The organism is Streptomyces sp. (assembly GCF_035644915.1).
Lineage (GTDB): Bacteria > Actinomycetota > Actinomycetes > Streptomycetales > Streptomycetaceae > Streptomyces.
In genome coordinates this window covers 1-19,777 of sequence record NZ_DASQNP010000079.1, presented here as the reverse complement: position 1 = coordinate 19,777, position 19,777 = coordinate 1, and the positions used below count along the sequence as shown (strand labels likewise).

Sequence of the window (19,777 nt, the reverse complement as noted above, 5' to 3'; positions counted from 1 at the left end):
GCGGCTGGCGCTGCTGCTCACCGGCCGCCCCGGCGCGGGCGGCGGACGCCGGGGCACCGCGCCCGACCTCGCCGAGCTGCTCCCCCAGTGGCTGGCCGCCGCCTGCGCCCACGGCTACCGCGCCCCGGCCGAGCAGTTGCCCGCCCTGCTGGACGCGGCCCGCGCGCGGACGGACCTGCGCGCGCACGCCCTGGCCCTGGGCGGGCCCCGGGCGCTGTGGCTGGCCCGGCTCAACCCGGAGTGGAGGTTCGCGCTGCGCGGCGGGGCCGGGCGCGGTCGCGAGGTGCTGCCGGACGGGACCGACGTGCTGGACGGGAGCGCCGTCCGGCGGCTGTGGGAGGAGGGTCTGTTCGCCGAGCGGTCCGCGCTGCTGGTGGCGCTGCGCCGCCGCGATCCCGCGGCGGCCCGCGCGTTGCTGGCCGGCACCTGGTCGGCGGAGCGGGCCGAGGACCGGCTGATGTTCCTGGACTCGCTGCGCGAGGGCCTGTCCGCGGACGACGAGCCCTTCCTGGAGCAGGCGCTGACCGACCGCAGCCGCACGGTCCGGGCCACCGCCGCCGAGCTGCTGTCGGCACTGCCCGGCTCCGCGCTCGCGGCGCGGATGGCGGTCCGGGCCCGCGCCTGCGTCGCCCTGGACCGCACCGGCCGGCCGGACCGGCTGGTGGTCGAGGCGCCGTACGAGTGCGACTCGGGCATGCAGCGCGACGGTGTGGTGCCCAAGCCGCCCTCGGGCCGGGGCGAGCGGTCGTGGTGGCTGTCCCAGGTGGTGGAGGCCGCCCCGCTGGAGGGCTGGACGGAGCACCTGGGGGGCCGTACGCCCGCCCAGGTCATGGCCCTGCCCGTCGCCGACGGCTGGGAGGCGGACCTGCACGCCGCCTGGGCGCGGGCCGCCGTGCGCCAGCGGAACGCCGCCTGGGCGCGGGCCCTGCTGGGGAAGCCCTCCGCCCCGACGGCGGCGGCCCCCGGCGATCCGGCGAAGCTGCTGGCCGTGCTGCCGCCGCGGGAGAGGGCGGAGTGGGCGGCGGAGTTCATCGCGGCCCACGGCCTGTCGGAGGCGTTCCGGGTGCTGGGGGTCTGCACGGTCCCCTGGATCGAGCCGCTGGGGCGCGCGGTGGTGGACGCGCTGGAGATCGCCCGGGACGCGGGCAGCTACCCGTGGAGCTTCAGCGGGGTGATGGGCCTGGCCGAGCGCTGTCTCGATCCGGCCCAGGCCGACCGCCTCGCCCCGCTGGCCGCCGTCCCGGACGAGCCGGAGGACGGCTCACCGGGAGCCGGCGGCTACTGGGCGGAGGCGTTCCAGCGGCTGGTGGCCACGCTCCGCCTCCGCGCCACGATGCTCGCGGAGCTGACTCCGGAGGGACACCCGGAGGGACCGCACTCGGAAGGACGTGTCCCGGAAGGGGGCGTCCCGGACGGGGACGGCGGTCCCGCTCCGCGTCAGGCCGCCACCGCGCCCGAACCGATGTGAGAGCGCACCCACTCCACCACCTCGCCGGTCGGGGCACCGGGCGTGAAGATCTCCGCGACGCCCTGGGCCTTGAGCGGGGGGATGTCGTCCTCGGGGATGATGCCGCCGCCGAAGACCTTGATGTCCTCCGCGTCGCGCTCGCGCAGCAGCTCCAGCACCCGGGCGAAGAGCGTGTTGTGCGCGCCGGAGAGGATGGACAGGCCGATCGCGTCGGCGTCCTCCTGGATCGCGGTGTCCACGATCTGCTCGGGCGTCTGGTGCAGGCCGGTGTAGATGACCTCCATACCGGCATCGCGCAGCGCCCGCGCGATCACCTTGGCGCCGCGATCGTGGCCGTCGAGACCCGGCTTGGCGATCACCACGCGGATCGGACCCGACACACCCATCACTGCCTCCTAGAAAGCCTGCGGCCCGGTCCGCCCGTCCGGTCGGTTCCAGCGAGCGGTTGCCAGTGAACGAACGTTATCGCCAGCATCCCGCACTCGTCCGTTTCGCGGTACGGGGGGAGGGGGAAATCACACACGGGACGACAGGCCCCGGCCCGGCCGGGCCCACTCCGACACGCGTCACGTCCAGGCATCGCGACACGACCCGGCGTACGTCCCGGCCCGTCGGGGAGCCATGGCGAGATCGCCGCGTCACCGTGCCGTCAGCCGCACGGCGCGGTGACGCGGTCCGCCCGGCCCCCGCCGCCCTCGCTCCCGCCCCCGGCGCGCCCGGCCGATCGGTGAACGGCCTGCATCATGGCCGCATCATGGCTGTCCACCGGGGCACACGAACGGATATGTCCGCTGTGCGCCGGTAGGGGAGGTCATCGGCCATGAGGGTGACGAGGATGCTGCCCTTCGTATCCGGCTCGTCCCCCTGCGCCCTGCCGCTGTCGCTGATCCCCTTCGCGCCGCGCGGACTGCGGGCCGCCGCGCTGGAGGCCGCTTTCCTGGCCGGACGCACCCTGCTCTACCCCGTCGGCATCGCGCAGGAGCGGTACACCCCGGCACCCGTGACCGAGGAGGAGGACGGCTGCCGGAGGACTCCGGCCGGGAGCACCGGGCGCCGGGGGCGACAGGCACGTCCGCCCGTGCTGCTGCTGCACGGCTTCGTCGACAACCGCTCGGTGTTCACGCTGCTGCGCCGCTCGCTGGTGCGCAACGGCTGGCGGGACATCTGCGCGCTCAACTACTCCCCGCTGACCCGTGACATCCGCCGCGCCGCCGAGCGGCTGGCCGAGTACGTCGAGGAGGTCTGCGAGGCCACCGGCCGGGACCGCATCGACGTGGTCGGACACAGTCTGGGCGGCCTGATCGCGCGCTACTACGCCCAGCGCATGGGCGGCGACGCCCGCGTCCGCACCCTGGTGACCCTCGGCACCCCGCACTCCGGCACCCGCGTGGCGCCGCTGATGTCGGCGCACCCGATCGTGCGTCAACTCCGGCCGGGCTCCGAGGTGATCGAGGAGCTGGCCGGTCCCGCGCCGGGCTGCCGCACGCGCTTCGTGGCCTTCTGGAGCGATCTGGACCAGCTCATGGTCCCGGCCGAGACCGCCCGCATCGACCACCCCGACCTGGAGTCCTGCAACATCCGGGTCCGCGGCCTCGGGCACCTCGCGCTCCCCGGGCACTGGGAGGTGGCCGCCGCGATCCGCGCGGAGCTGGCCGCCGGAACGCGTCCGGGACCGGCCGCCGGGGGTTCCGCAGGGGCCGCCTGAAGCGGCCGGGGCCGCCGCCGGGCCCGTCGACGCCCCCACCGCCCACCCCCGCCAAATCGAACGCCCGTCGAACATCGGGCCAATTACCGGTCCGTAGTCCGCCGAAAGGCGTCCGAATGCCCTTTTCCGCGCTGCCCGAAACCTGCCGCAGATTGTCGCCGCCGAGTACCGCCGGGTACAGTCGCCGCACTGCTCCGCCCCTGTCGCCGAGGCGAAAGAGAAGTTGGTGGTGAACGACCGTCACCTGTCGGGAGACTCGACCCCCGCCGACCCCGCTGCCGACTCCTCGTACGGCCCCTACGGCTCTCCCTACGAGCCCTACGAGCAGCCCTCGTACGGCGTCCACGGGCAGCAGGACACCTCGTACGGTGACACCTCGTACGGCTACGTCACCGGCACCTTCGCCCCCCTGGGGGAGACGTACGGGGACGGCGATCCGCTCTTCGGCTCTCTCCCGGGCAGCACGCCGGCGCCCCCCACGGCCCCCCAGGACGACACCTGGGGCCAGGACACCGGCCAGTACCCCGCGTACGGCGCCCACGACACCTATGACACGGCCACCTGGGCCCACATCCCGGCCCAGACCACGGCCCCTCCGGACGAGACCTGGGGCCAGGACACCGGCCAGTACCCCGCGTACGGCGCCTACGACACCACCGCCTGGGACGACTCCGGCGCCTATCCCACCGTGGTGCCCGAGGCACGGCCCGAGCCGGGGGCCGAGCACCCGGAACACCCCGAGTACTCCGAGCACCCCGGCGAGTACCCCGGCCACTTCGAGCACACGGCCGTCTACGAGGTGCCCGAGGCGCCGGACGCGCCCGGCGCCCCCGAGGCGCACTCCCCCGGCGGCTCCCCCCGCACCTCCCCCGACGGCACGAACGAGCCGGAGCTCCCGGACTTCCCGGAGGCCCCGGAGGACACCGCGAGCGCCGGGGCTCCCGAAGCCCCCGGGGATCCCGGGAGCCGGGCGGAACGGCCGGTGAGGTCCGCACCGCCCTCCGCACGCCCGGCCGGCTCGCGCCGCCGCCGCTCCGCGCGGCCGAAGCGTTCCGCGCTGCTCACCGTCGCCGTGCCGTCCGTCTGCGTCATGGGCGTCACGGCCGTGGCCGCCGCCTCCGTCAGCGACATCGGCGACGAGGGCGAGGACGCCCCCGTCCAGGCCGCGCCCGACACCTCCGCGATCAAGACCTCCGTGGCCAACCGCAAGCTCGACACCCAGCTCGCCGGGCTCTCCAGCGAGGCCGAGGGGTTCGCCGACCGCGCCAGCCGCACCCAGGAGCGCATCGACCTCAAGGAGCGCCAGGAGGCCGAACGCCGGCGCAAGGAGGCCGAGGCGGCGCGCAGGGAGGCGATGCGCCCCAAGTTCGCCCTGCCGGTGGCCCAGCACGGACTCAGCGCGTACTACGGGCAGGCGGGCATCAACTGGATGTCCCTGCACACGGGCATCGACTTCCCCGTCAGCTACGGCACCCCGGTCATGGCCGCGACCGACGGCACGGTCCGGACCCAGTGGAACAGCGCCTACGGCAACATGGCGATAGTGACCGCGCCCGACGGAACCGAGACGTGGTACTGCCACCTGAGCAGCACCAGGATCCGCTCGGGCCAGGTCAAGGCCGGCGACATCATCGCCTACTCCGGCAACTCCGGAAACTCCACCGGTCCCCACCTGCACTTCGAGGTACGGCCGGGCGGCGGTTCGGCCGTCGACCCGCTGCCCTGGTTCCGCTCCAAGGGCCTGGACCCGACCTGACCGACCCGACCTGACCGACTGACCAACCGGCCGACCGGGGGCTCCGGGGCCGACGCCCCGGAGCCTCACGTTCAGCGCCTCACACCCGGCGCCTCAGAGCTTCTCCACCGGCGCGTACCGCAGCAGCAGCCGCTTGGGCTTCTCGTCGCCGAAGTCGATCGTCGCCTCGGCGCTGTCCCCGCTGCCCTTCACGGCCAGGACCCTGCCGAGCCCGAAGGTGTCGTGCGTCACCCGGTCCCCCACCGCCAGCGACACGACCGGACGGTCCTTGGCCCGGTTCGTGGCGAAGCCGCTCGGTCCGCGCCGCCGCGACACGGCCGACGCCGCCGCCGACAGCGACGAGGCCACCGATGCCGCCGCCCCGGCGCCGGCTCCCGCGCCGGTCCTCGCGCCCGCCGCCGTACCCGTGCGCCGCCACTTCACGTACTGCTCCGGGATCTCCTCCAGGAAGCGGGAGGGCGGGTTGTAGGAGGGCTGGCCCCAGGCGCTGCGCATGGTGGCGCGCGTGAGGTAGAGCCGTTCGCGCGCCCGGGTGATGCCGACGTACGCCAGCCGCCGCTCCTCCTCCAGCTCCTTGGTGTTGCCGAGGGTGCGCAGGTGCGGGAAGACGCCGTCCTCCATGCCGGTCAGGAAGACGACCGGGAACTCCAGGCCCTTGGCGGTGTGCAGCGTCATCAGCGTGACGACGCCCGCGCCCTCGGTGTCCTCGTCCGGGATCTGGTCGGAGTCGGCGACGAGGGCGACCTGCTCCAGGAACTCGGCGAGCGTGCCCGGGTCGTCCCCGCGCTCCTGCTCGAACTCCAGCGCCACGGCGGCCAGTTCCTGGAGGTTCTCCACCCGGGTCTCGTCCTGCGGGTCGTTGGACGCCTGCAACTCGGCGAGGTAGCCGGTGCGTTCGAGGACGGCCTCCAGCACGGTCGCCGGTCCGGCCCCGGACTCCACGACCGTCCGCAGGTCGTCCAGCAGGGCGTTGAAGCGCTTGACGGCGTTCACCGAGCGGGCCGCCATGCCGTACGCCTCGTCGACCCGGCGCAGCGCCTGCGGGAAGGTGATCTTCTCCCGCAGCGCCAGCGCCTCGATCATCGCCTCGGCCCGCTCGCCGATGCCGCGCTTGGGCACGTTGAGGATGCGGCGCAGCGGCACGGCGTCCTCGGGGTTGGCCAGCACCCGCAGGTACGCCAGGACGTCGCGGACCTCCTTGCGCTCGTAGAAGCGCACGCCGCCCACCACCCGGTACGGCAGCCCGACGCGGATGAAGACCTCCTCGAAGACGCGGGACTGCGCGTTGGTGCGGTAGAAGACGGCGACGTCGCCCGCCTTGGCGGTCCCCTCGTCCGTCAGCCGGTCGATCTCCTCGGCGACGAACTGCGCCTCGTCGTGCTCGGTGTCGGCGACGTAGCCGGTGATGGGGTCCCCGGCGCCGGCGTCGGTCCACAGGTTCTTCGGGCGGCGGTTCTGGTTCCGCTCGATGACGGCGTTGGCGGCGCTGAGGATGGTCTGCGTGGAGCGGTAGTTCTGCTCCAGCAGGATGGTGGTGGCGTCCGGGTAGCCCTCCTCGAACTGGAGGATGTTGCGGATGGTGGCGCCCCGGAACGCGTAGATCGACTGGTCGGCGTCGCCCACCACGCACAGCTCGGCGCGCCCGTCGCCGGCCGCGCCGTCCGTGCCGTCCCCGTCGATCCCGACCAGTTCCCTGATCAGGGTGTACTGCGCGTGGTTGGTGTCCTGGTACTCGTCCACCAGCACGTGGCGGAAGCGGCGGCGGTAGTGCTCGGCGACGTCCGGGAACGCCTGGAGCAGGTGCACCGTCGTCATGATGATGTCGTCGAAGTCCAGGGCGTTGGCCTCGCGCAGCCGTGCCTGGTACAGCGCGTACGCCTCGGCGAGGGTCTTCTCGAAGCCGTCGCTCGCCTGTGCCGCGAAGTCCTCCTCGTCGATCAGCTCGTTCTTCAGCTTCGAGATCTGGGCGCTGAAGGACTTGGGCGGGAAGCGCTTGGGGTCCAGGTCCAGGTCCCGGCAGACCAGCGCCATCAGGCGGCGGGAGTCGGCGGCGTCGTAGATCGAGAAGCTGGAGGTGAAGCCGAGCTTCTTGCTCTCGCGGCGCAGGATGCGCACGCACGCGCTGTGGAACGTCGAGACCCACATCGACTGCGCGCGGGGGCCGACCAGTTCCTCGACGCGCTCCTTCATCTCCCCGGCGGCCTTGTTGGTGAAGGTGATCGCGAGGATCTGCCCGGGGTGCACGCCGCGCGCGCCCAGCAGGTAGGCGATGCGGTGGGTGAGCACCCGGGTCTTGCCGGACCCGGCGCCCGCGACGATCAGCAGGGGCGAGCCGGTGTGCACCACGGCCGCGCGCTGCTGCTCGTTGAGCCCCTCCAGCAGCGCGTCCGGATCGACGACGGGCCTGGGCGCGCCGTCCCGGTAGTGGGCGTCGTGCGCTCCGGCCCCCGCGAAGGCGCCCGCGAAGAGATCGTCCGGAATGTCTTCTTCCGGCGGCGCGGAGGCGTCCTCCGGCGGAGGCGGCGGCTCCTCGTCCGCGGAGGGCTCGAGGTCGGCCAGGAAGCTGTCGTCGAAGAGGCTGCTCATCGTCGTACGAGTCTAGGCCGCCCGGTCCCCCGGAGGGCGTTCCGCTCGTAGGATGACCGGCATGACCGATGCCTCCGCCCCCCGTCCCCGCCCCGACTCCGGGCTGCGCGCCGGTCACGCCGACCGCGACGCGGTGGTGGAGCGGCTGCGCGAGGCGGCCGGCGACGGCCGGATCGACCTGGAGGAACTGGAGGAGCGGATCGAGAAGGCCCTCACCGCCAGGACGTACGGCGAACTGGAGGCCCTGACCGCGGACCTGCCCGCCCCGGGAGCACCGGCCCCGGCCGCCGGGCCGGAGGAGACGCTCGTCCTCAAGACGGCCGCCGGACACATCCGGCAGGACGGCCACTGGGTGGTGCCGCAGCGGATCGTCGCCAGGAGCGGCATGGGTCACATCAAGCTCGACTTCACGCGGGCGGAGTGCCCGCACCGCGAGGTGTGGCTGGAGATCGACGCCGGGATGGGCGAGGTCAGGATCGTCGTGCCGCACGGCTGGTCGGTCCGGACCCACGACCTGAACGTCGGGTTCGGCTCCGTGCGGAACCGGGCCTCCGCCCCGCCCGCGCCCGGCATGCCGGTGCTGCGGGTCACCGGCACCTCCAGGGTGGGGACGGTCGTGGTGCGCCACCCCTTCCTCCGGCCCGGCCGCCGCTCCCGCGACTGACCGGCCGCTCCCGCGGCGGCCGTCCGCCCGCCGCCCGCTCTTTGCCGGAGCGGCCGACGACGAGGGACACTTGAGGACGAGTGGCGTGAACCGGGCACCACGCCCGGTCCGTGCCGCGCCCCGCCCAGACGAGGGGGCCTCCGGTGGATACCCAGGTACAGCTCTTCCTCTCCGAGGAAGGGGCGGACGCCGAGCGGCTGGACGGGCTGGCCGGCCGGCTGCGGCAGGAGTTGCTCGAACTCGACGTGGACGACGTGCGTCCCCTCCCGGGCGCGGAGCCGCCGCCGGGCTCGCGGGCCTTCGGCGTGGTGGAGGCCGGGGCGCTGCTGGTGTCCCTGGGCTCGTCGGTCACCGCGCTGCGCGACATCGTCACCGTGGTCCGGGGCTGGCTGGGCCGGCACGAGACGCGTCCGTCGATCCGGCTGGTGATGGACGACGACGTGCTGGAGATCTCCGAGGCCTCGCCGTCCCAGGTGGCGGAGTCCTTCGACCTCTTCGTCCGGCGCCACGCGCCCGCCGCCGACGCCTCCACCGATGACGCCTCCGACGGCACCTCCGACGGCGTTTCCGCCGATCAGTCCGGGGTGCGGCCATGAGCGGCGGCTCCCGGCACGCGCTGATCATCGCCAACGACGACTACCAGGACGAGGGCCTGCGCCGCCTGGTGTCGCCGGCGCAGGACGCCGTGGCGCTCGCCCGGATCCTCGGCGACGCGCGGATCGGCGGATTCGACGTGCGGGTGGTGCGCAACCAGCCCTCGCACGCGATCTCGATGCACATCGAGGACTTCTTCTCGGACCGCCGCCCGGGCGACTCGCTGATCGTGCACTTCTCCTGCCACGGCCTGAAGAACCCCTCCGGCGAGCTGTTCTTCGCGGCCACCAACACCGCGCCCCGCCGGCTGGCCTCGACGGCGGTCTCCGCGGACTTCGTACGGCGGTGCATGGCCACCTGCCGGGCGCGGAGCATCGTGCTCTTCCTCGACTGCTGCTACGGCGGCGCCTTCTCCCAGGGCATGGGCGTACGGGCGTCCGGGGACGTCAACGTGCTCGACGCGTTCTCCGGGGAGAAGCTCGGCGGCGGGCGCGGCTGGGCTGTGATCACCGCGTCCAACTCGATGGAGTACGCCTTCGAGGGCAGCGAGCTGGCCCAGGCCGCCAAGCCGCGGCCGTCGGTGTTCACCGGCGCGCTGGTCAACGGACTCGCCACCGGCGAGGCGGACCTGGACGAGGACGGCCGGATCTCCCTCGACGAGCTGTACGAGTACGTCTTCGACCGCGTCCGCGAGGAGAACCCCCACCAGACGCCGGGCCGCACCGTGGACCTCCAGGGGGAGGTCTACGTCGCCCGCAGCGGCCGGCGGAGGATCCATCCGGCGCCGCTCCCGGAGGACCTGCGGGCCGCGGTCACCAGTCCGAACGCCTACACCCGGCGCGGGGCCATCGCCGAGCTGCGCTTCCGCATGGAGAGCCCCGACCTGGAGATCGCGGCGGGGGCCCACGAGGCGCTGGCGGCCCTGGCCCGCAACGACATCAGGTCCATCGCCGACGAGGCGGGCCGCGCGCTGGGCGAGGTCGCGCCGGAACCCTCGCCGAGGGTGCTGGACTTCGGCCGGGTGCCGCAGCGCTCCTCCGCGCCCCGCCGGACCGTCCGGCTGCTGGGCCCTCCCCTGGCGCGCAGTTGCACGCCCCGGTCCGAGGACGACCGGATCCACGTGGCGGAGGCGCCCGGGGGGCTGGACGTCTCGGTGGACACCTCCCGGCCGGGCCCGCTGGAGGGGACCGTGGTGCTCAAGGGGACCACCGGCGAGGCGGCCGTCCGCGTCCGGGCGGAGGTGGTGTCCGGGCCCGCCCGGCCGCCCTCCCCGGCACCGGCGCCCGCCCCCGCGTCCGCGCCGGAACCGAAGCTGGAGCCGCCCCGGCCGCCGCCCAAGCCACCGCCCCCGCCGCGCCGGGAGCCCGCGCCGGCACCCGCGCCCGCGCGCCCGCCGTCCGGAGCTCACCCGTCCGGCGCCCACCCGTCCGGGCAGCCGCCCGCGCCCCCGCCGTCCGGGCGGGCGCCGCCCCGGCGGCCGCAGCCGGCCACCGCGGGGCCCGCGTCCGGCCGCCGGCGGGAGGGTCCGCCGCCGGAGGTCCGGTACCTCGCCCTGCCCTTCGGCGCCCTGGTGGCGGCCGTGGTGTCCGCCGTGCTCACCGGGCTGGCCGCCGTGTCGGCGGCACGCGCCGTGGAGAACCTCATGGGCTGGCGGACCATGCAGTCGCTGAGCAGCGAGCTGGAGACCACCCTGTCCGGTCTGGGCCCGCGGTGCGCCACCGCCCTGCTGCTGGCGGTCGTCGCCCTCGTCCTGGCCCACCTCTTCAGGAGCAGGGTCGCCCGCACGGTCCAGGTGGACAGGGGCGTCAGGGTGACGGCGGGTGTCCTGGTCGGGCTGTCGCGGCTGCTCGCCGTTCTGGTGCTCGTACTGGCCCTGCTGCTGCTGATCGCCCTGGTGGCCGCCCTGTTCGTCGGGGCCCGGGGCTCGGTGTGACCTCCGTGGCGCCCTGAACCGGTTCATAACGGAACGATAACGAACCGGTTTCGGGATATAACGACCACCGGTCTTCACAGGGGCCTCACGGGGTGGCTAGCGTGCACCGTCAGGCGGCCCGGCCTCCTCGCCGGCGACAGCGTCGGCACGGGCTGCCTCCGCCGAGGACAGGGGCCCGTCCCACCGGGCGCCCGGCAGGCGGTGGTACGGAAGGAGCGCCGTCTTGGCGTCCCATCGCAAGCCGCGCACCCCCCTCCTGCGCTCCCCCGCCTCCCGGCGCGGGGCGGTCGGGGTGACCACGGCGGCCCTCGCCTCCGTCACCCTGCTCTCCCAGGGCCCCGCCCACGCCGACCCCGGGACCGGCAGGCCCGCGGAGCGGCCCTCGATCGAGGAGGCCAAGGAACGGGTCGACGCGCTGTACCGGGAGGCCGGCAGCGCCACCCAGAAGTACAACGCGGCGAAGGAGCGGACCGACCGGCAGCGCGAGAAGGCCGACAGGCTGCTCGACGAGGTCGCCGCACAGGCAGACGGCCTCAACGAGGCGCGGCGCAAGCTGGGCGGCTACGCCACCGCGCGGTACCGCACCGGCGGCGCCTCCGAGACCGCGGTGCTGCTGCTCTCCTCCGACCCCCAGGGCTTCTTCGCCCGGAAGCACCTGCTGGAGCGGATGACGGACCGCCAGCAGCGGGCCGTCGAGGACTACCGGAAGAAGCAGCGGGAAGCGGGCCGCAAGCGGGCGGAGGCGACCGCCGTCCTGGCCGACCTCACCGAGTCGCAGAAGAAGCTCAAGGCCGGCAAGGAGAAGGTCCAGAGCAAGCTGGCGGAGGCGCGGAGGCTGCTGTCGAAGCTGACCGCCGAGGAGCGGGCGCGGCTGGCGGAGCAGGAGCGCAGACGGCAGGAGGAGGCCCGCCGCAAGGCGGCCGCCGCCGCTGCCGAACGCGAGAGGCTACAGGAGCAAAAGGAGCGGGAGGCCGAGCGCGAGCGGCGGGAGGCCGCACGGTCACCGCGGCCCGGCACCGGCACCGGGGCGGGCACGGAGACCGGCGGCGGGGCCGGTACGGACGGCGGCGCGGTGGACGGCTCGTACGCCACGCGGGCGGAGAAGGTCCTCGCCTTCGCCGAGGCGCAGGTGGGCAAGCCGTACGTCTGGGGCGCCACCGGCCCCCACTCCTACGACTGCTCCGGCCTCACCCGGGCCGCCTGGGGCAGCGCGGGCGTCTCCCTGCCCCGCACCACCTACGACCAGGTGGAGGCCGGCACCCGGATCGCCAGGTCGCAGCTCCACCCCGGCGACCTGGTCTTCTTCTACGACGACATCAGCCACGTCGGCATCTACGCCGGCGGCGGCCAGATGATCCACGCACCCAGGCCGGGCGCCCAGGTGCGCTACGAGTCGATCGACACCATGCCCTTCCACAGCGCGGTCCGCCCGGCCTGATCCCCGGCCCGGTCCCCGGCCGGGCCGGCCCCGGCGGTCCGGGCCGGGCGCCTCACGTCCACATGGTGGCGATGAAGATGTTGGCGATGGTCAGCAGGCCGATGGTGCCGAAGAGCGGCGCGGGCAGCCTCTCCTCGTCGCGCTTGACGTAGACCAGGCCGAGGATCACCACCAGCAGCGTCAGCTTCACGCCTATCTTGATGTGGTTGACCGTCTGACCGTCGGCCTCGTTGAGCCCCACCAGCGCCACGCCCGTCACCAGCATGGTGAGGGCGCCGTGCAGCATCGCCGGGTTGATGCGGGCCTCGCCGGCGCCCATCGCCTTCATCTGGGTCATGAAGCCGCCGAGCAGGGCGCCGATGCCGATGATGTGCAGGCCGACGAAGAGATTGATGAGTGCCTCCATGGGCGCGAGCGTATCCGGGGGCCCTCCCGGCTCCCGGGGGAGGGCTCGCGTCCCGCTCCCCTTTCCGTCCCGCTGTTGTCAATGCACTCAACGATGTAGTACTTCTTATACATGAGCGAGCAGGTGCACAACAGGCTGTCCGTGGTGCGCGCCGAACGGAAGGTGTCCCGGCAACGGCTGGCCGAGGCGGTCGGCGCCCATTACCAGACCATCGGCTACATCGAGCGCGGCGAGTACAACCCGAGCCTGCACCTGGCCCTGCGGATCGCCGCCTTCTTCGAGCTGCCGGTGGAGGCGCTGTTCTCGCTGGAGCCGTTCCGCCCGCTCACCGACGAGGTCTACGGGAGGAAGCAGCCGTGAAGGCGACGACGCGTTACGACCGGTTCATGCTGAGGCTGATGAACGACACGCGCCACCAGCGCGTACATGCCACCAGGGCGCGGCGCCGTGGTCTGGTGGCCGCGCACGTCGCCCTGACCGCCGCCTGGCTGGCCACCCTGCTGGGGCTGGAGGACGGCCGGCCGGGCCCCCTGTGGATCGTCGCGCTGCTCGTGCTGACCGTGGCGTGGTGCCTGGTCACCGGCATGCTCAACCTCGCCACCCGCGGGCTGCTGGAGCTGCGCGCCCGGGTGCTGGACGAGCGGCAGCTCGCCGACCGCGGCCGGGCCTTCGCCCTGGCGCACCGGGTCTTCCTCGGGGTGCAGGGCGCCGCGCTGCTGTGGGTGTTCCTCGCGTACGGCGGCGGGGACGCGCAGGTCTCCGTCCGGACGCTGGCGGGGACGGTGGTGGTCCTGCTGGCGGCGCACTGGCTGCTGCCGCTGTGGGCCGCGGCCCTGACCGCGCGCGACGCCCCGGCCGAGGACGACTGACGGGGACGACCGAGAGGGCCGCTCCCCGCCACCCCGCCCCGTGGCGCACCGCCTCACTCGTCCGGGTCAACGGGCGCGCGGCGCACCGCCGCGCCACCTCCGGGAACCGGTGTCCACGGGCCGGGAACACCGCGCCCCACCCCTTCTCCGTAGGGCACAATTCCCTCCCGTCGCGGGTGAGTTGGCGGCTCGGGAGAGCCGGGGAGAGGTGGGGGTCGAGCGGTGGCCGTGGACACGGCGCGGGGTGGTGCGGCGGGAACGCCGCCGACGGGAGGTCCGGCGGGTTCGGCCGGGCCGCCGGACGACGGGGGCTGCGCCTGCGCCGGCTGCCCGCACGGCGTCCGGGAGGCACGCCGCCGGGCGCTCGCCGCGTTCCGGCGGCGGCGCGACGAACTCGCGGCGGGCAGCGGCGTGCCCGCCGCGCTCGCCCACTCCCCCGGCGCGTCCCGCCAGTGGGTCTCCGACGAGCTGACCCAGGCGGCCCGGGCCCTGGCCGAGCACACCCGCGCCGAGGCCGGCTTCCGGCTGCGGCGGCTGTGGCGGCGCACCGTCGTCGCCGTCTGGTGCGCGGTCGGGCTGCTGGTGGCGGGCCAGGCGCTCACCGCGGCGTACGGCCCCGGCTGGACGGACGCTCGGACGGCCGGACTGCTCGCCGCGCTGGCCGCCGCGGTGCCGCTGACCGCCGCCGCCCGGCTGCACCGGGAGCGCGGCGGGGTGCTGGCGCCGCTCATCGGCGAGGACAACCGGCTGTCCACCTCCCGCACGGTCGCCGCCGCCTGGACGCTGCTGGCCTGCTACGCCGTGCTGGTGCTCGCCGTCGAACTGGCCGCCGCCGACGGCGCGGACGAGCGGCGCCGCCTGCTGGCCGGTCTGGACCTCGGGCGCGGCGCCGGGCTGCTGACCGTCCTGGCCCTGACGTGCGCGGTGGCCGTCGTCGTACGGCGGACCGTGGCCCTGCGGGTGCGGACGCAGCAACTGCAGAAGGTGCGCGCCGACCGGCCGCGCGCCGCCGACCTGCTCACCGACGACAGCGGCCGCGGCTCCTTCGCGGACGTGCAGTACGTGCTGGTGAGCGGGGCCGCGATGGTCTTCGCGGCGGTACGGCTGGCCGGCCGGCCCGACCAGTTGCCCGACCTGCCGTGGGGGCCGGCGCTGCTGGTGGTGGTCTCGGCCGTGACGTACCTGGCCGGGAAGTACGCCGAGGGCGGCCGTCCCGTCATCCTGTCGGTCGTCCGCTCCCGGGAGGCCGGCGACCTGGACGCACCGATCCGCACCGGCGACGACATCGAGATCCGCGGCTCCGGTTTCGTGCCGCCGGGCGCGGAGGAGCCGGACCGGCTGGCGCGGACGACGGTCCGCATCGGCGCCGTCCACGTCCACGTGCCGCTGGTCCCGGTCACCGGGGGCTTCGCCAATCCGGCCGACACCGTGCTGACCGTTCCCGTCCCGGTGGACGTCGAGCCCGGCCGGGTCGAGGTGCAGGTGATCACCGCGGCGGGCGCCGAGACCAACCGCTACCTCATCGACGTCCTGGACTGAACGGACTGAACGCCCCCCGCCTCCGCCGCGTACTGCCCGGCAGGGGCGCCGCGCGTCCGCGCCGGGTAGGAAACCGGTCCGGACGCCGGACACGTGCGCGGAAGAGGTGGGGTACGGATGACGGTGACGGATCGCCCGGGAGGCGGCGGCAGAGGAGGACGGGCCGGGAGCCCGCAGGACGGTCCCGCCGGTGTGCGGGAGACGGCCGCGCGCCATGCGCTGCTGCCGCTGCGCCTGTTCCTCGGCGTCACCTTCCTCTACGCCGGGATCGACAAGCTGACCGACCCCGCCTTCATCGCCGATGCGGGCCCCGGCTCCCTGGGCGAACTGCTCGGCAGCGTCCAGGGGGCCGCCGCGCCGTGGCTGCTCGACCTGGCGCTGCGCGCGCCGGAGACCTTCGGCCACGCCATCTCGCTGGGCGAGGTGGCCGTCGGCCTGGGCGCCCTGCTCGGGCTGTGGACGCGGCTGGCGGCGCTCGGCGGGGCGCTGATCTCGCTCAGCTTCTGGCTGACGATCAGTTGGAACGTCGGGCCGTACTACTACAGCCAGGACCTGGCGTACCTGATGGCCTGGACGCCGCTGCTGCTGGCGGGCGCGCCCACGCTCTCGCTGGACGCGGCCCTGGCGGCCCGCCGCGCCGGCCGCCGGTAGGCGCCCGGTGCCGGCGCCGGGGCGGGGCGTCCCTCAGGGGGCGCGCCGGGTGCCCTCGTAGCCCCGCCGCAGCTCGTCCAGCGGGAGGTCCTCCAGCGGCGGGACGTCGTCCGGGTACGGCGGCACGGCCCCCGCCGTCCGGCGCCCGCCGCGGCGGGCGAAGTGCGTGGCGGCTCCGGTGACGCCCGCCAGCAGCAGCGCCGCCGGGAGCAGCGGCAGCAGGACGTGCGGCGGGACGTCCCACCGGCCGGTCGCCGCCATGACGTGCACCGGGGCGATGCCCAGCAGCGCGAGGCCGAGCAGCAGCCTGGCCGGTTCGAACGCGTGCCGCTTCACCGCCTCGCCACCTCCTCGGGGTGCTGCACGACCACCGCCTCGCCCACGCCGACGTCGAGGCGCAGCACCAGGGTGCCGTCCGGCTCGCCCCCGCCGGCCGGGGGCAGCGTCCGCCGGTCCCGCAGGCCGAGCCCGCCCCCGTGCTCCGTGCCCCAGGCGCCGGGGGCCCCCGGCCGTTCGGCCAGCCGGTAGCCGCCGGCCCCCACCCTGACGTCCAGGTCGACGGCGATGTCCTCGGGCACGACGACCCGCGCCTCGCCGGCGCCCACGTCCACGGTCGTGCGGACGGTGCGCCCCTCCTCGAACTCCACCGCGGACAGGTCCAGCGTGGCCCTGCCGGTGCCCAGGTGGTACCGCGCGGCGATCCGGTCGGCCGTCGCCGGGCGCCAGGCGGAGTCCGCCCAGTTCGTGGTGATGTCCCTCGGCAGGGCCAGGGCGCCGGCCAGCAGCACCCCGGTGCAGACGATGGCGGTGACCGTGCCGCCGCCCACCCGCCCGTAGAAGGCGCTGACCGCCGTGCCCAGCCCGAAGACGCCCAGCGCGCAGCCCAGGCCGACGGCCAGCGCGGGACCCAGCGGCTGCGCGGGCCAGGCGAGGGCCGTGCCGGTCACGGCGGCGGCCACCGCGAGCAGGAAGACCAGGCCGCCGATGGAGGCCCGCTCGCGGCGCGCGGCGGGACGGGACGGGCCGGGCCCGCGGACGCCGGAACCCGTCCACGGCCCGGCGTCCGCCGCGTCCTCCGGCCCCCACAGGTAGCCGGTGTCGTGCGGCCTGCCGCCCTGCCCGTCCTTGGTCAGCGGCTCGCGCCACCACGACGGCCCGGCCGGGACGGGCGGGGCCTTCGCCTCGGGGGGCGCCTCGGCGACGAGCTGGGCCGTCACCGGGTCCACCGGCTTGCCCTCGGCCTCGGTGGCCGTCGCGCGGCGCCGCTGCTGCGACCAGTGGGCGGCGCCGGCCAGGGCCCCGACGAGCATCACGGAGAACAGTTGCGTGCCGCTGTTGTCGTTCCCCAGCGAGGCCAGGAACAGCCCGCAGCCGACGAGCGCGCACAGCACGGCGCTCAGCGCGGTGCCCTCCACCCGGCCCGACAGCAGCCGCCGCCCCTCGTTCTCGTCCTCGCCCTCCAGCGGGACGAGCAGCCAGGCGAAGCCGTAGAGGAACAGGCCGAGGCCGCCGACCACCGACAGCACCACCGCCGGCACCCGGAAGACCACCGGGTCCAGGTCGTAGTGGCGGCCCAGACCGCCGCACACCCCGGCGACGACCTTGTGGCGGCTGCTGCGGGTGAGCCGCGCTCTCACCTCCGGCTCCGGCACGGGCTCGCCGCCGGACGGCTGGGCTTCCTTCATGGGGTCCATGGTGACGTGCGGGCGGCCCGCCCGGCATCGGGGACCTACCCGGAGGCGCCCCTGAGTTCTCGGGGGCGGATCAGGGCCGACCCTGATGTCCCGGGCGGCGCGCTCGTGTGACGATCGTGGCATGACCACCGCCTCCCCACCGCCCGCCGTCGAGCCCCCGCCGCTGCGCAGGCTCTACCGCAGCGCCGAGGGGCGGCTGCTGGGCGGTGTGGCGCGCGGGCTGGCGGGGCACCTGGGGGTGCCCGTCCCCTGGGTGCGGATCGTCTTCCTGGCCCTGTTCATGGCCAACGGCCTGGGCGTCCTGCTGTACGCCGCCTTCTGGTTCGTCGTGCCGCTGGGGACGGGCGGGATCGAGGCCGCGCCGAAGACGCCGAAGACGCCCAAGAAGGATGCCGCGGAGTCCTCCGCGCCGGGGGCGGGGAAGCGGAGGCGGCTGTCCGTCCGCAGACCCGACACGGGGCAGCTCTTCGCCGTGCTGGCCCTGCTGGTCGGGGCGGCGGTCCTCGGCGCCAACCTCCAGTTCGGCCCGGCGAACGCCTATGTGTGGCCCCTGATCCTCGTCGGCGTCGGCGTCGCCGTCGTCTGGCGGCAGGCGGACAACGCCCGGCGCGCCCACTGGGTGGAGGTCAGCCGCCGCGGACGGCTGCTGCCCGTCGTGCGCAGCGCGGCCGGGGCGCTCCTGGTGGGCCTGGGCGTCACCGGGTTCGCCGTCACCCGGGGCCTGGGGCCCCACCTGGGCATGGTCCTCCAGGCGTCGCTGGCCGTGCTGGTGGGCACCGCGCTGCTGGTGGGCCCGTACCTGGTGCGCATGATGCAGGACCTGTCGGAGGAGCGGCTGATGCGCATCCGGGCCCAGGAGCGGGCCGAGGTGGCCGCGCACGTCCACGACTCCGTCCTCCACACCCTCACCCTGATCCAGCGCAACGCCGAGAACCCGCGCGAGGTGGCCCGCCTCGCGCGCGCCCAGGAGCGCGAGCTGCGGGCCTGGCTCTACAAGCCGGCGGGCACGGGCAAGGACGAGGAGGAGGAGCCGGACACCCTGGCCGAGGCGGTGCGGGCGGCGGCGGCCGAGGTGGAGGACCACCACGGGGTGCCGGTGGAGGTGGTGTGCGTCGGCGACTGCCCGCTGGACGAGGGGCTGGGGGCGCAGCTCCAGGCCGCGCGGGAGGCGATGGTCAACGCCGCCAAGTACGGTGGCGAGGGCGGCCCGGTGCAGGTCTTCGCGGAGGTCGAGGGGCGTACGGTCTTCATCTCCGTACGGGACCACGGCCCCGGCTTCGACCTGGACTCGGTGCCCGCGGACCGGATGGGCGTACGGGAGTCCATCATCGGCCGGATGCGGCGCAACGGCGGCTCGGCCACCCTGCGTGCGGCACCGGACGGCGGGACGGTGGTGGAGCTGGAGATGGAGAGGGCCGAACAGTGAGGGGTGCGGCATGACGGAGCAGACGGCACACGGAGCACAGGACGCGCCGCGGCGCCGGGCCCGGGTCGTCCTCGTCGACGACCACCGGATGTTCCGCACGGGCGTCCAGGCCGAGATCGGCAACACCGAGGAGACCGGGGTGGACGTGGTCGGCGAGGCCGCCGACGTGGACCAGGCGGTCTCCGTCATCGCCGCGACCCGGCCCGACGTCGTCCTGCTGGACGTCCACCTGCCGGGCGGCGGCGGGGTGGAGGTGCTGCGGCGCAGCACCGCGCTGATGTCCGACCCCGAGCACCCGGTGCGCTTCCTGGCCCTGTCCGTCTCGGACGCCGCCGAGGACGTCATCGGCGTCATCCGCGGCGGCGCGCGCGGCTACGTCACCAAGACGATCACGGGCGCCGACCTGATCGACGCCATCTTCCGCGTCGCGGACGGGGACGCGGTGTTCTCCCCCCGCCTGGCGGGCTTCGTCCTGGACGCCTTCGCCTCCACCGACGCCCCGCCGGTGGACGAGGACCTGGACCGCCTCACCCAGCGCGAACGCGAGGTGCTGCGGCTGATCGCGCGCGGCTACGCGTACAAGGAGATCGCCAAGCAGCTCTTCATCTCGGTGAAGACGGTCGAGAGCCACGTCTCGGCGGTGCTGCGCAAGCTCCAGCTCTCCAACCGCCACGAACTCACCCGCTGGGCCACCGCGCGCCGCCTGGTGTGAGGCCCCGCCTCCGGCCGGACGGCGGGCCGACACCGTGGTGGATCAGCGGACTCCGACCTCGGCCCAGACCGTTTTGCCGACCGTGCGCGGGGCCACGCCCCAGCGCACGGCGAGGGCGTCCACGATCAGCAGACCCCGGCCGAACTGCTCGTCGTCGGCCGGGGTCCTGAGTTCGGGACGGCACTCGCCGCGCGCGTCGCTGACCTCGATGCGCACCACCGATGCCGTCAGCATCAGGTGCACCCGGAACAGCCGCCCCAGCACGCGGCCGTGCAGCAGCGCGTTGCCGGCCAGTTCGCTGACGATCAGCGCGGCGTCCCCCGCCGCCTCGGGGTG

General features: G+C 74.9%; 18 protein-coding genes and 1 pseudogene. 13 read left to right on the top strand and 6 right to left on the bottom strand.

Annotation, left to right across the window (positions count from 1 at the left end):
• Positions 1-1,468: DUF5691 domain-containing protein (locus VE546_RS09025; RefSeq protein ID WP_324920462.1), on the top strand; the 1,468-nt coding region annotated here is incomplete at its 5' end.
• Here the strand turns inward: VE546_RS09025 and VE546_RS09020 are convergent.
• A complete protein-coding gene (locus VE546_RS09020; protein ID WP_324920460.1) occupies positions 1,438-1,854 on the bottom strand; it encodes a cobalamin B12-binding domain-containing protein in 417 nt (138 codons plus the stop codon). The genes VE546_RS09025 and VE546_RS09020 overlap by 31 nt on opposite strands.
• Before the next feature lie 434 nt (positions 1,855-2,288).
• On the opposite strand from VE546_RS09020, the gene VE546_RS09015 reads away from it, so the two are divergent.
• Positions 2,289-3,173, top strand: a complete 885-nt coding sequence (locus VE546_RS09015) for an esterase/lipase family protein (RefSeq protein ID WP_324920458.1) — start codon at positions 2,289-2,291, stop codon at positions 3,171-3,173.
• A gap of 229 nt (positions 3,174-3,402) precedes the next feature.
• Positions 3,403-4,929: a peptidoglycan DD-metalloendopeptidase family protein gene (locus VE546_RS09010; RefSeq protein ID WP_324920463.1), complete on the top strand. Its 1,527-nt coding sequence runs from the start codon at positions 3,403-3,405 to the stop codon at positions 4,927-4,929.
• Positions 4,930-5,022: 93 nt separating this feature from the next.
• Here the strand turns inward: VE546_RS09010 and pcrA are convergent, their stop codons facing one another.
• Positions 5,023-7,515, bottom strand: coding sequence for a DNA helicase PcrA (gene pcrA, locus VE546_RS09005; protein ID WP_324920457.1), 2,493 nt, complete (start codon positions 7,513-7,515; stop codon positions 5,023-5,025).
• Positions 7,516-7,576: 61 nt separating this feature from the next.
• On the opposite strand from pcrA, the gene VE546_RS09000 reads away from it, so the two are divergent.
• The 4 genes from VE546_RS09000 (at position 7,577) to VE546_RS08985 (ending at position 12,144) form a co-directional block, all read left to right on the top strand.
• Complete coding sequence (locus VE546_RS09000) at positions 7,577-8,179, top strand: DUF1707 SHOCT-like domain-containing protein (protein WP_324920455.1); 603 nt, start codon at positions 7,577-7,579, stop codon at positions 8,177-8,179.
• A 143-nt stretch (positions 8,180-8,322) separates the two neighbouring features.
• Positions 8,323-8,775, top strand: coding sequence for a hypothetical protein (locus VE546_RS08995; protein WP_324920454.1), 453 nt, complete (start codon positions 8,323-8,325; stop codon positions 8,773-8,775).
• On the top strand, positions 8,772-10,706 hold the full coding sequence (locus VE546_RS08990; protein ID WP_324920452.1) for a caspase family protein: 1,935 nt from the start codon (positions 8,772-8,774) through the stop codon (positions 10,704-10,706). The genes VE546_RS08995 and VE546_RS08990 overlap by 4 nt, the downstream gene beginning before the upstream one ends.
• A 223-nt stretch (positions 10,707-10,929) precedes the next feature.
• Complete coding sequence (locus tag VE546_RS08985; RefSeq protein WP_324920450.1) at positions 10,930-12,144, top strand: NlpC/P60 family protein; 1,215 nt, start codon at positions 10,930-10,932, stop codon at positions 12,142-12,144.
• Positions 12,145-12,196: 52 nt separating this feature from the next.
• Here the strand turns inward: VE546_RS08985 and VE546_RS08980 are convergent, their stop codons facing one another.
• The gene (locus VE546_RS08980) at positions 12,197-12,550 is read right to left on the bottom strand and encodes a hypothetical protein (RefSeq protein ID WP_324920448.1); all 354 of its coding nucleotides are present in this window, start codon (positions 12,548-12,550) and stop codon (positions 12,197-12,199) included.
• A 111-nt stretch (positions 12,551-12,661) separates the two neighbouring features.
• Between VE546_RS08980 and VE546_RS08975 the strand changes: the two genes are divergently transcribed.
• The 4 genes from VE546_RS08975 to VE546_RS08960 all read left to right on the top strand — a co-directional run bounded on the left by VE546_RS08975 (position 12,662) and on the right by VE546_RS08960 (position 15,609).
• Positions 12,662-12,910 carry a helix-turn-helix transcriptional regulator gene (locus VE546_RS08975; RefSeq protein WP_324920447.1) on the top strand — a complete coding sequence of 83 codons (249 nt, stop codon included), beginning with the start codon at positions 12,662-12,664 and terminating at the stop codon, positions 12,908-12,910.
• A complete protein-coding gene (locus VE546_RS08970) occupies positions 12,907-13,419 on the top strand; it encodes a hypothetical protein (protein WP_324920446.1) in 513 nt (170 codons plus the stop codon). Before VE546_RS08975 ends, VE546_RS08970 begins: the two co-directional genes overlap by 4 nt.
• A 222-nt stretch (positions 13,420-13,641) precedes the next feature.
• Entirely contained in the window at positions 13,642-14,958 is a 1,317-nt protein-coding gene (locus tag VE546_RS08965; protein ID WP_324920443.1) for a hypothetical protein, read from the top strand.
• 117 nt (positions 14,959-15,075) lie between these two features.
• The gene (locus VE546_RS08960; RefSeq protein WP_324920441.1) at positions 15,076-15,609 is read left to right on the top strand and encodes a DoxX family protein; all 534 of its coding nucleotides are present in this window, start codon (positions 15,076-15,078) and stop codon (positions 15,607-15,609) included.
• A gap of 33 nt (positions 15,610-15,642) precedes the next feature.
• Here the strand turns inward: VE546_RS08960 and VE546_RS08955 are convergent, their stop codons facing one another.
• On the bottom strand, positions 15,643-15,945 hold the full coding sequence (locus VE546_RS08955) for a hypothetical protein (protein ID WP_324920440.1): 303 nt from the start codon (positions 15,943-15,945) through the stop codon (positions 15,643-15,645).
• Positions 15,942-17,294: a PspC domain-containing protein gene (locus VE546_RS08950; RefSeq protein WP_324920439.1), complete on the bottom strand. Its 1,353-nt coding sequence runs from the start codon at positions 17,292-17,294 to the stop codon at positions 15,942-15,944. The genes VE546_RS08955 and VE546_RS08950 overlap by 4 nt, the downstream gene beginning before the upstream one ends.
• Positions 17,295-17,424: 130 nt before the next feature.
• Here VE546_RS08950 and VE546_RS08945 point away from each other — a divergent pair, with 130 nt between their 5' ends.
• Positions 17,425-18,729, top strand: a complete 1,305-nt coding sequence (locus VE546_RS08945; RefSeq protein WP_324920437.1) for a PspC domain-containing protein — start codon at positions 17,425-17,427, stop codon at positions 18,727-18,729.
• Positions 18,730-18,739: 10 nt separating this feature from the next.
• On the top strand, positions 18,740-19,441 hold the full coding sequence (locus VE546_RS08940) for a response regulator transcription factor (RefSeq protein WP_324920435.1): 702 nt from the start codon (positions 18,740-18,742) through the stop codon (positions 19,439-19,441).
• A gap of 42 nt (positions 19,442-19,483) precedes the next feature.
• On the opposite strand, the pseudogene VE546_RS08935 reads toward VE546_RS08940, so the two are convergent.
• Positions 19,484-19,777 (bottom strand): annotated as a pseudogene (locus VE546_RS08935) (ATP-binding protein); the annotation flags it as partial.

Excerpts from the sequence above, each read along its gene's own strand:
- VE546_RS09020 (WP_324920460.1), bottom strand. The coding sequence starts at position 1,854 with ATGGGTGTGTCGGGTCCGATCCGCGTGGTGATCGCCAAGCCGGGTCTC.
- VE546_RS09015 (WP_324920458.1), top strand. The coding sequence starts at position 2,289 with ATGAGGGTGACGAGGATGCTGCCCTTCGTATCCGGCTCGTCCCCCTGC.
- pcrA (WP_324920457.1), bottom strand. The coding sequence starts at position 7,515 with ATGAGCAGCCTCTTCGACGACAGCTTCCTGGCCGACCTCGAGCCCTCC.
- VE546_RS09000 (WP_324920455.1), top strand. The coding sequence starts at position 7,577 with ATGACCGATGCCTCCGCCCCCCGTCCCCGCCCCGACTCCGGGCTGCGC.
- VE546_RS08990 (WP_324920452.1), top strand. The coding sequence starts at position 8,772 with ATGAGCGGCGGCTCCCGGCACGCGCTGATCATCGCCAACGACGACTAC.
- VE546_RS08980 (WP_324920448.1), bottom strand. The coding sequence starts at position 12,550 with ATGGAGGCACTCATCAATCTCTTCGTCGGCCTGCACATCATCGGCATC.
- VE546_RS08975 (WP_324920447.1), top strand. The coding sequence starts at position 12,662 with ATGAGCGAGCAGGTGCACAACAGGCTGTCCGTGGTGCGCGCCGAACGG.
- VE546_RS08960 (WP_324920441.1), top strand. The coding sequence starts at position 15,076 with ATGACGGTGACGGATCGCCCGGGAGGCGGCGGCAGAGGAGGACGGGCC.
- VE546_RS08950 (WP_324920439.1), bottom strand. The coding sequence starts at position 17,294 with ATGAAGGAAGCCCAGCCGTCCGGCGGCGAGCCCGTGCCGGAGCCGGAG.
- VE546_RS08945 (WP_324920437.1), top strand. The coding sequence starts at position 17,425 with ATGACCACCGCCTCCCCACCGCCCGCCGTCGAGCCCCCGCCGCTGCGC.
- VE546_RS08940 (WP_324920435.1), top strand. The coding sequence starts at position 18,740 with ATGACGGAGCAGACGGCACACGGAGCACAGGACGCGCCGCGGCGCCGG.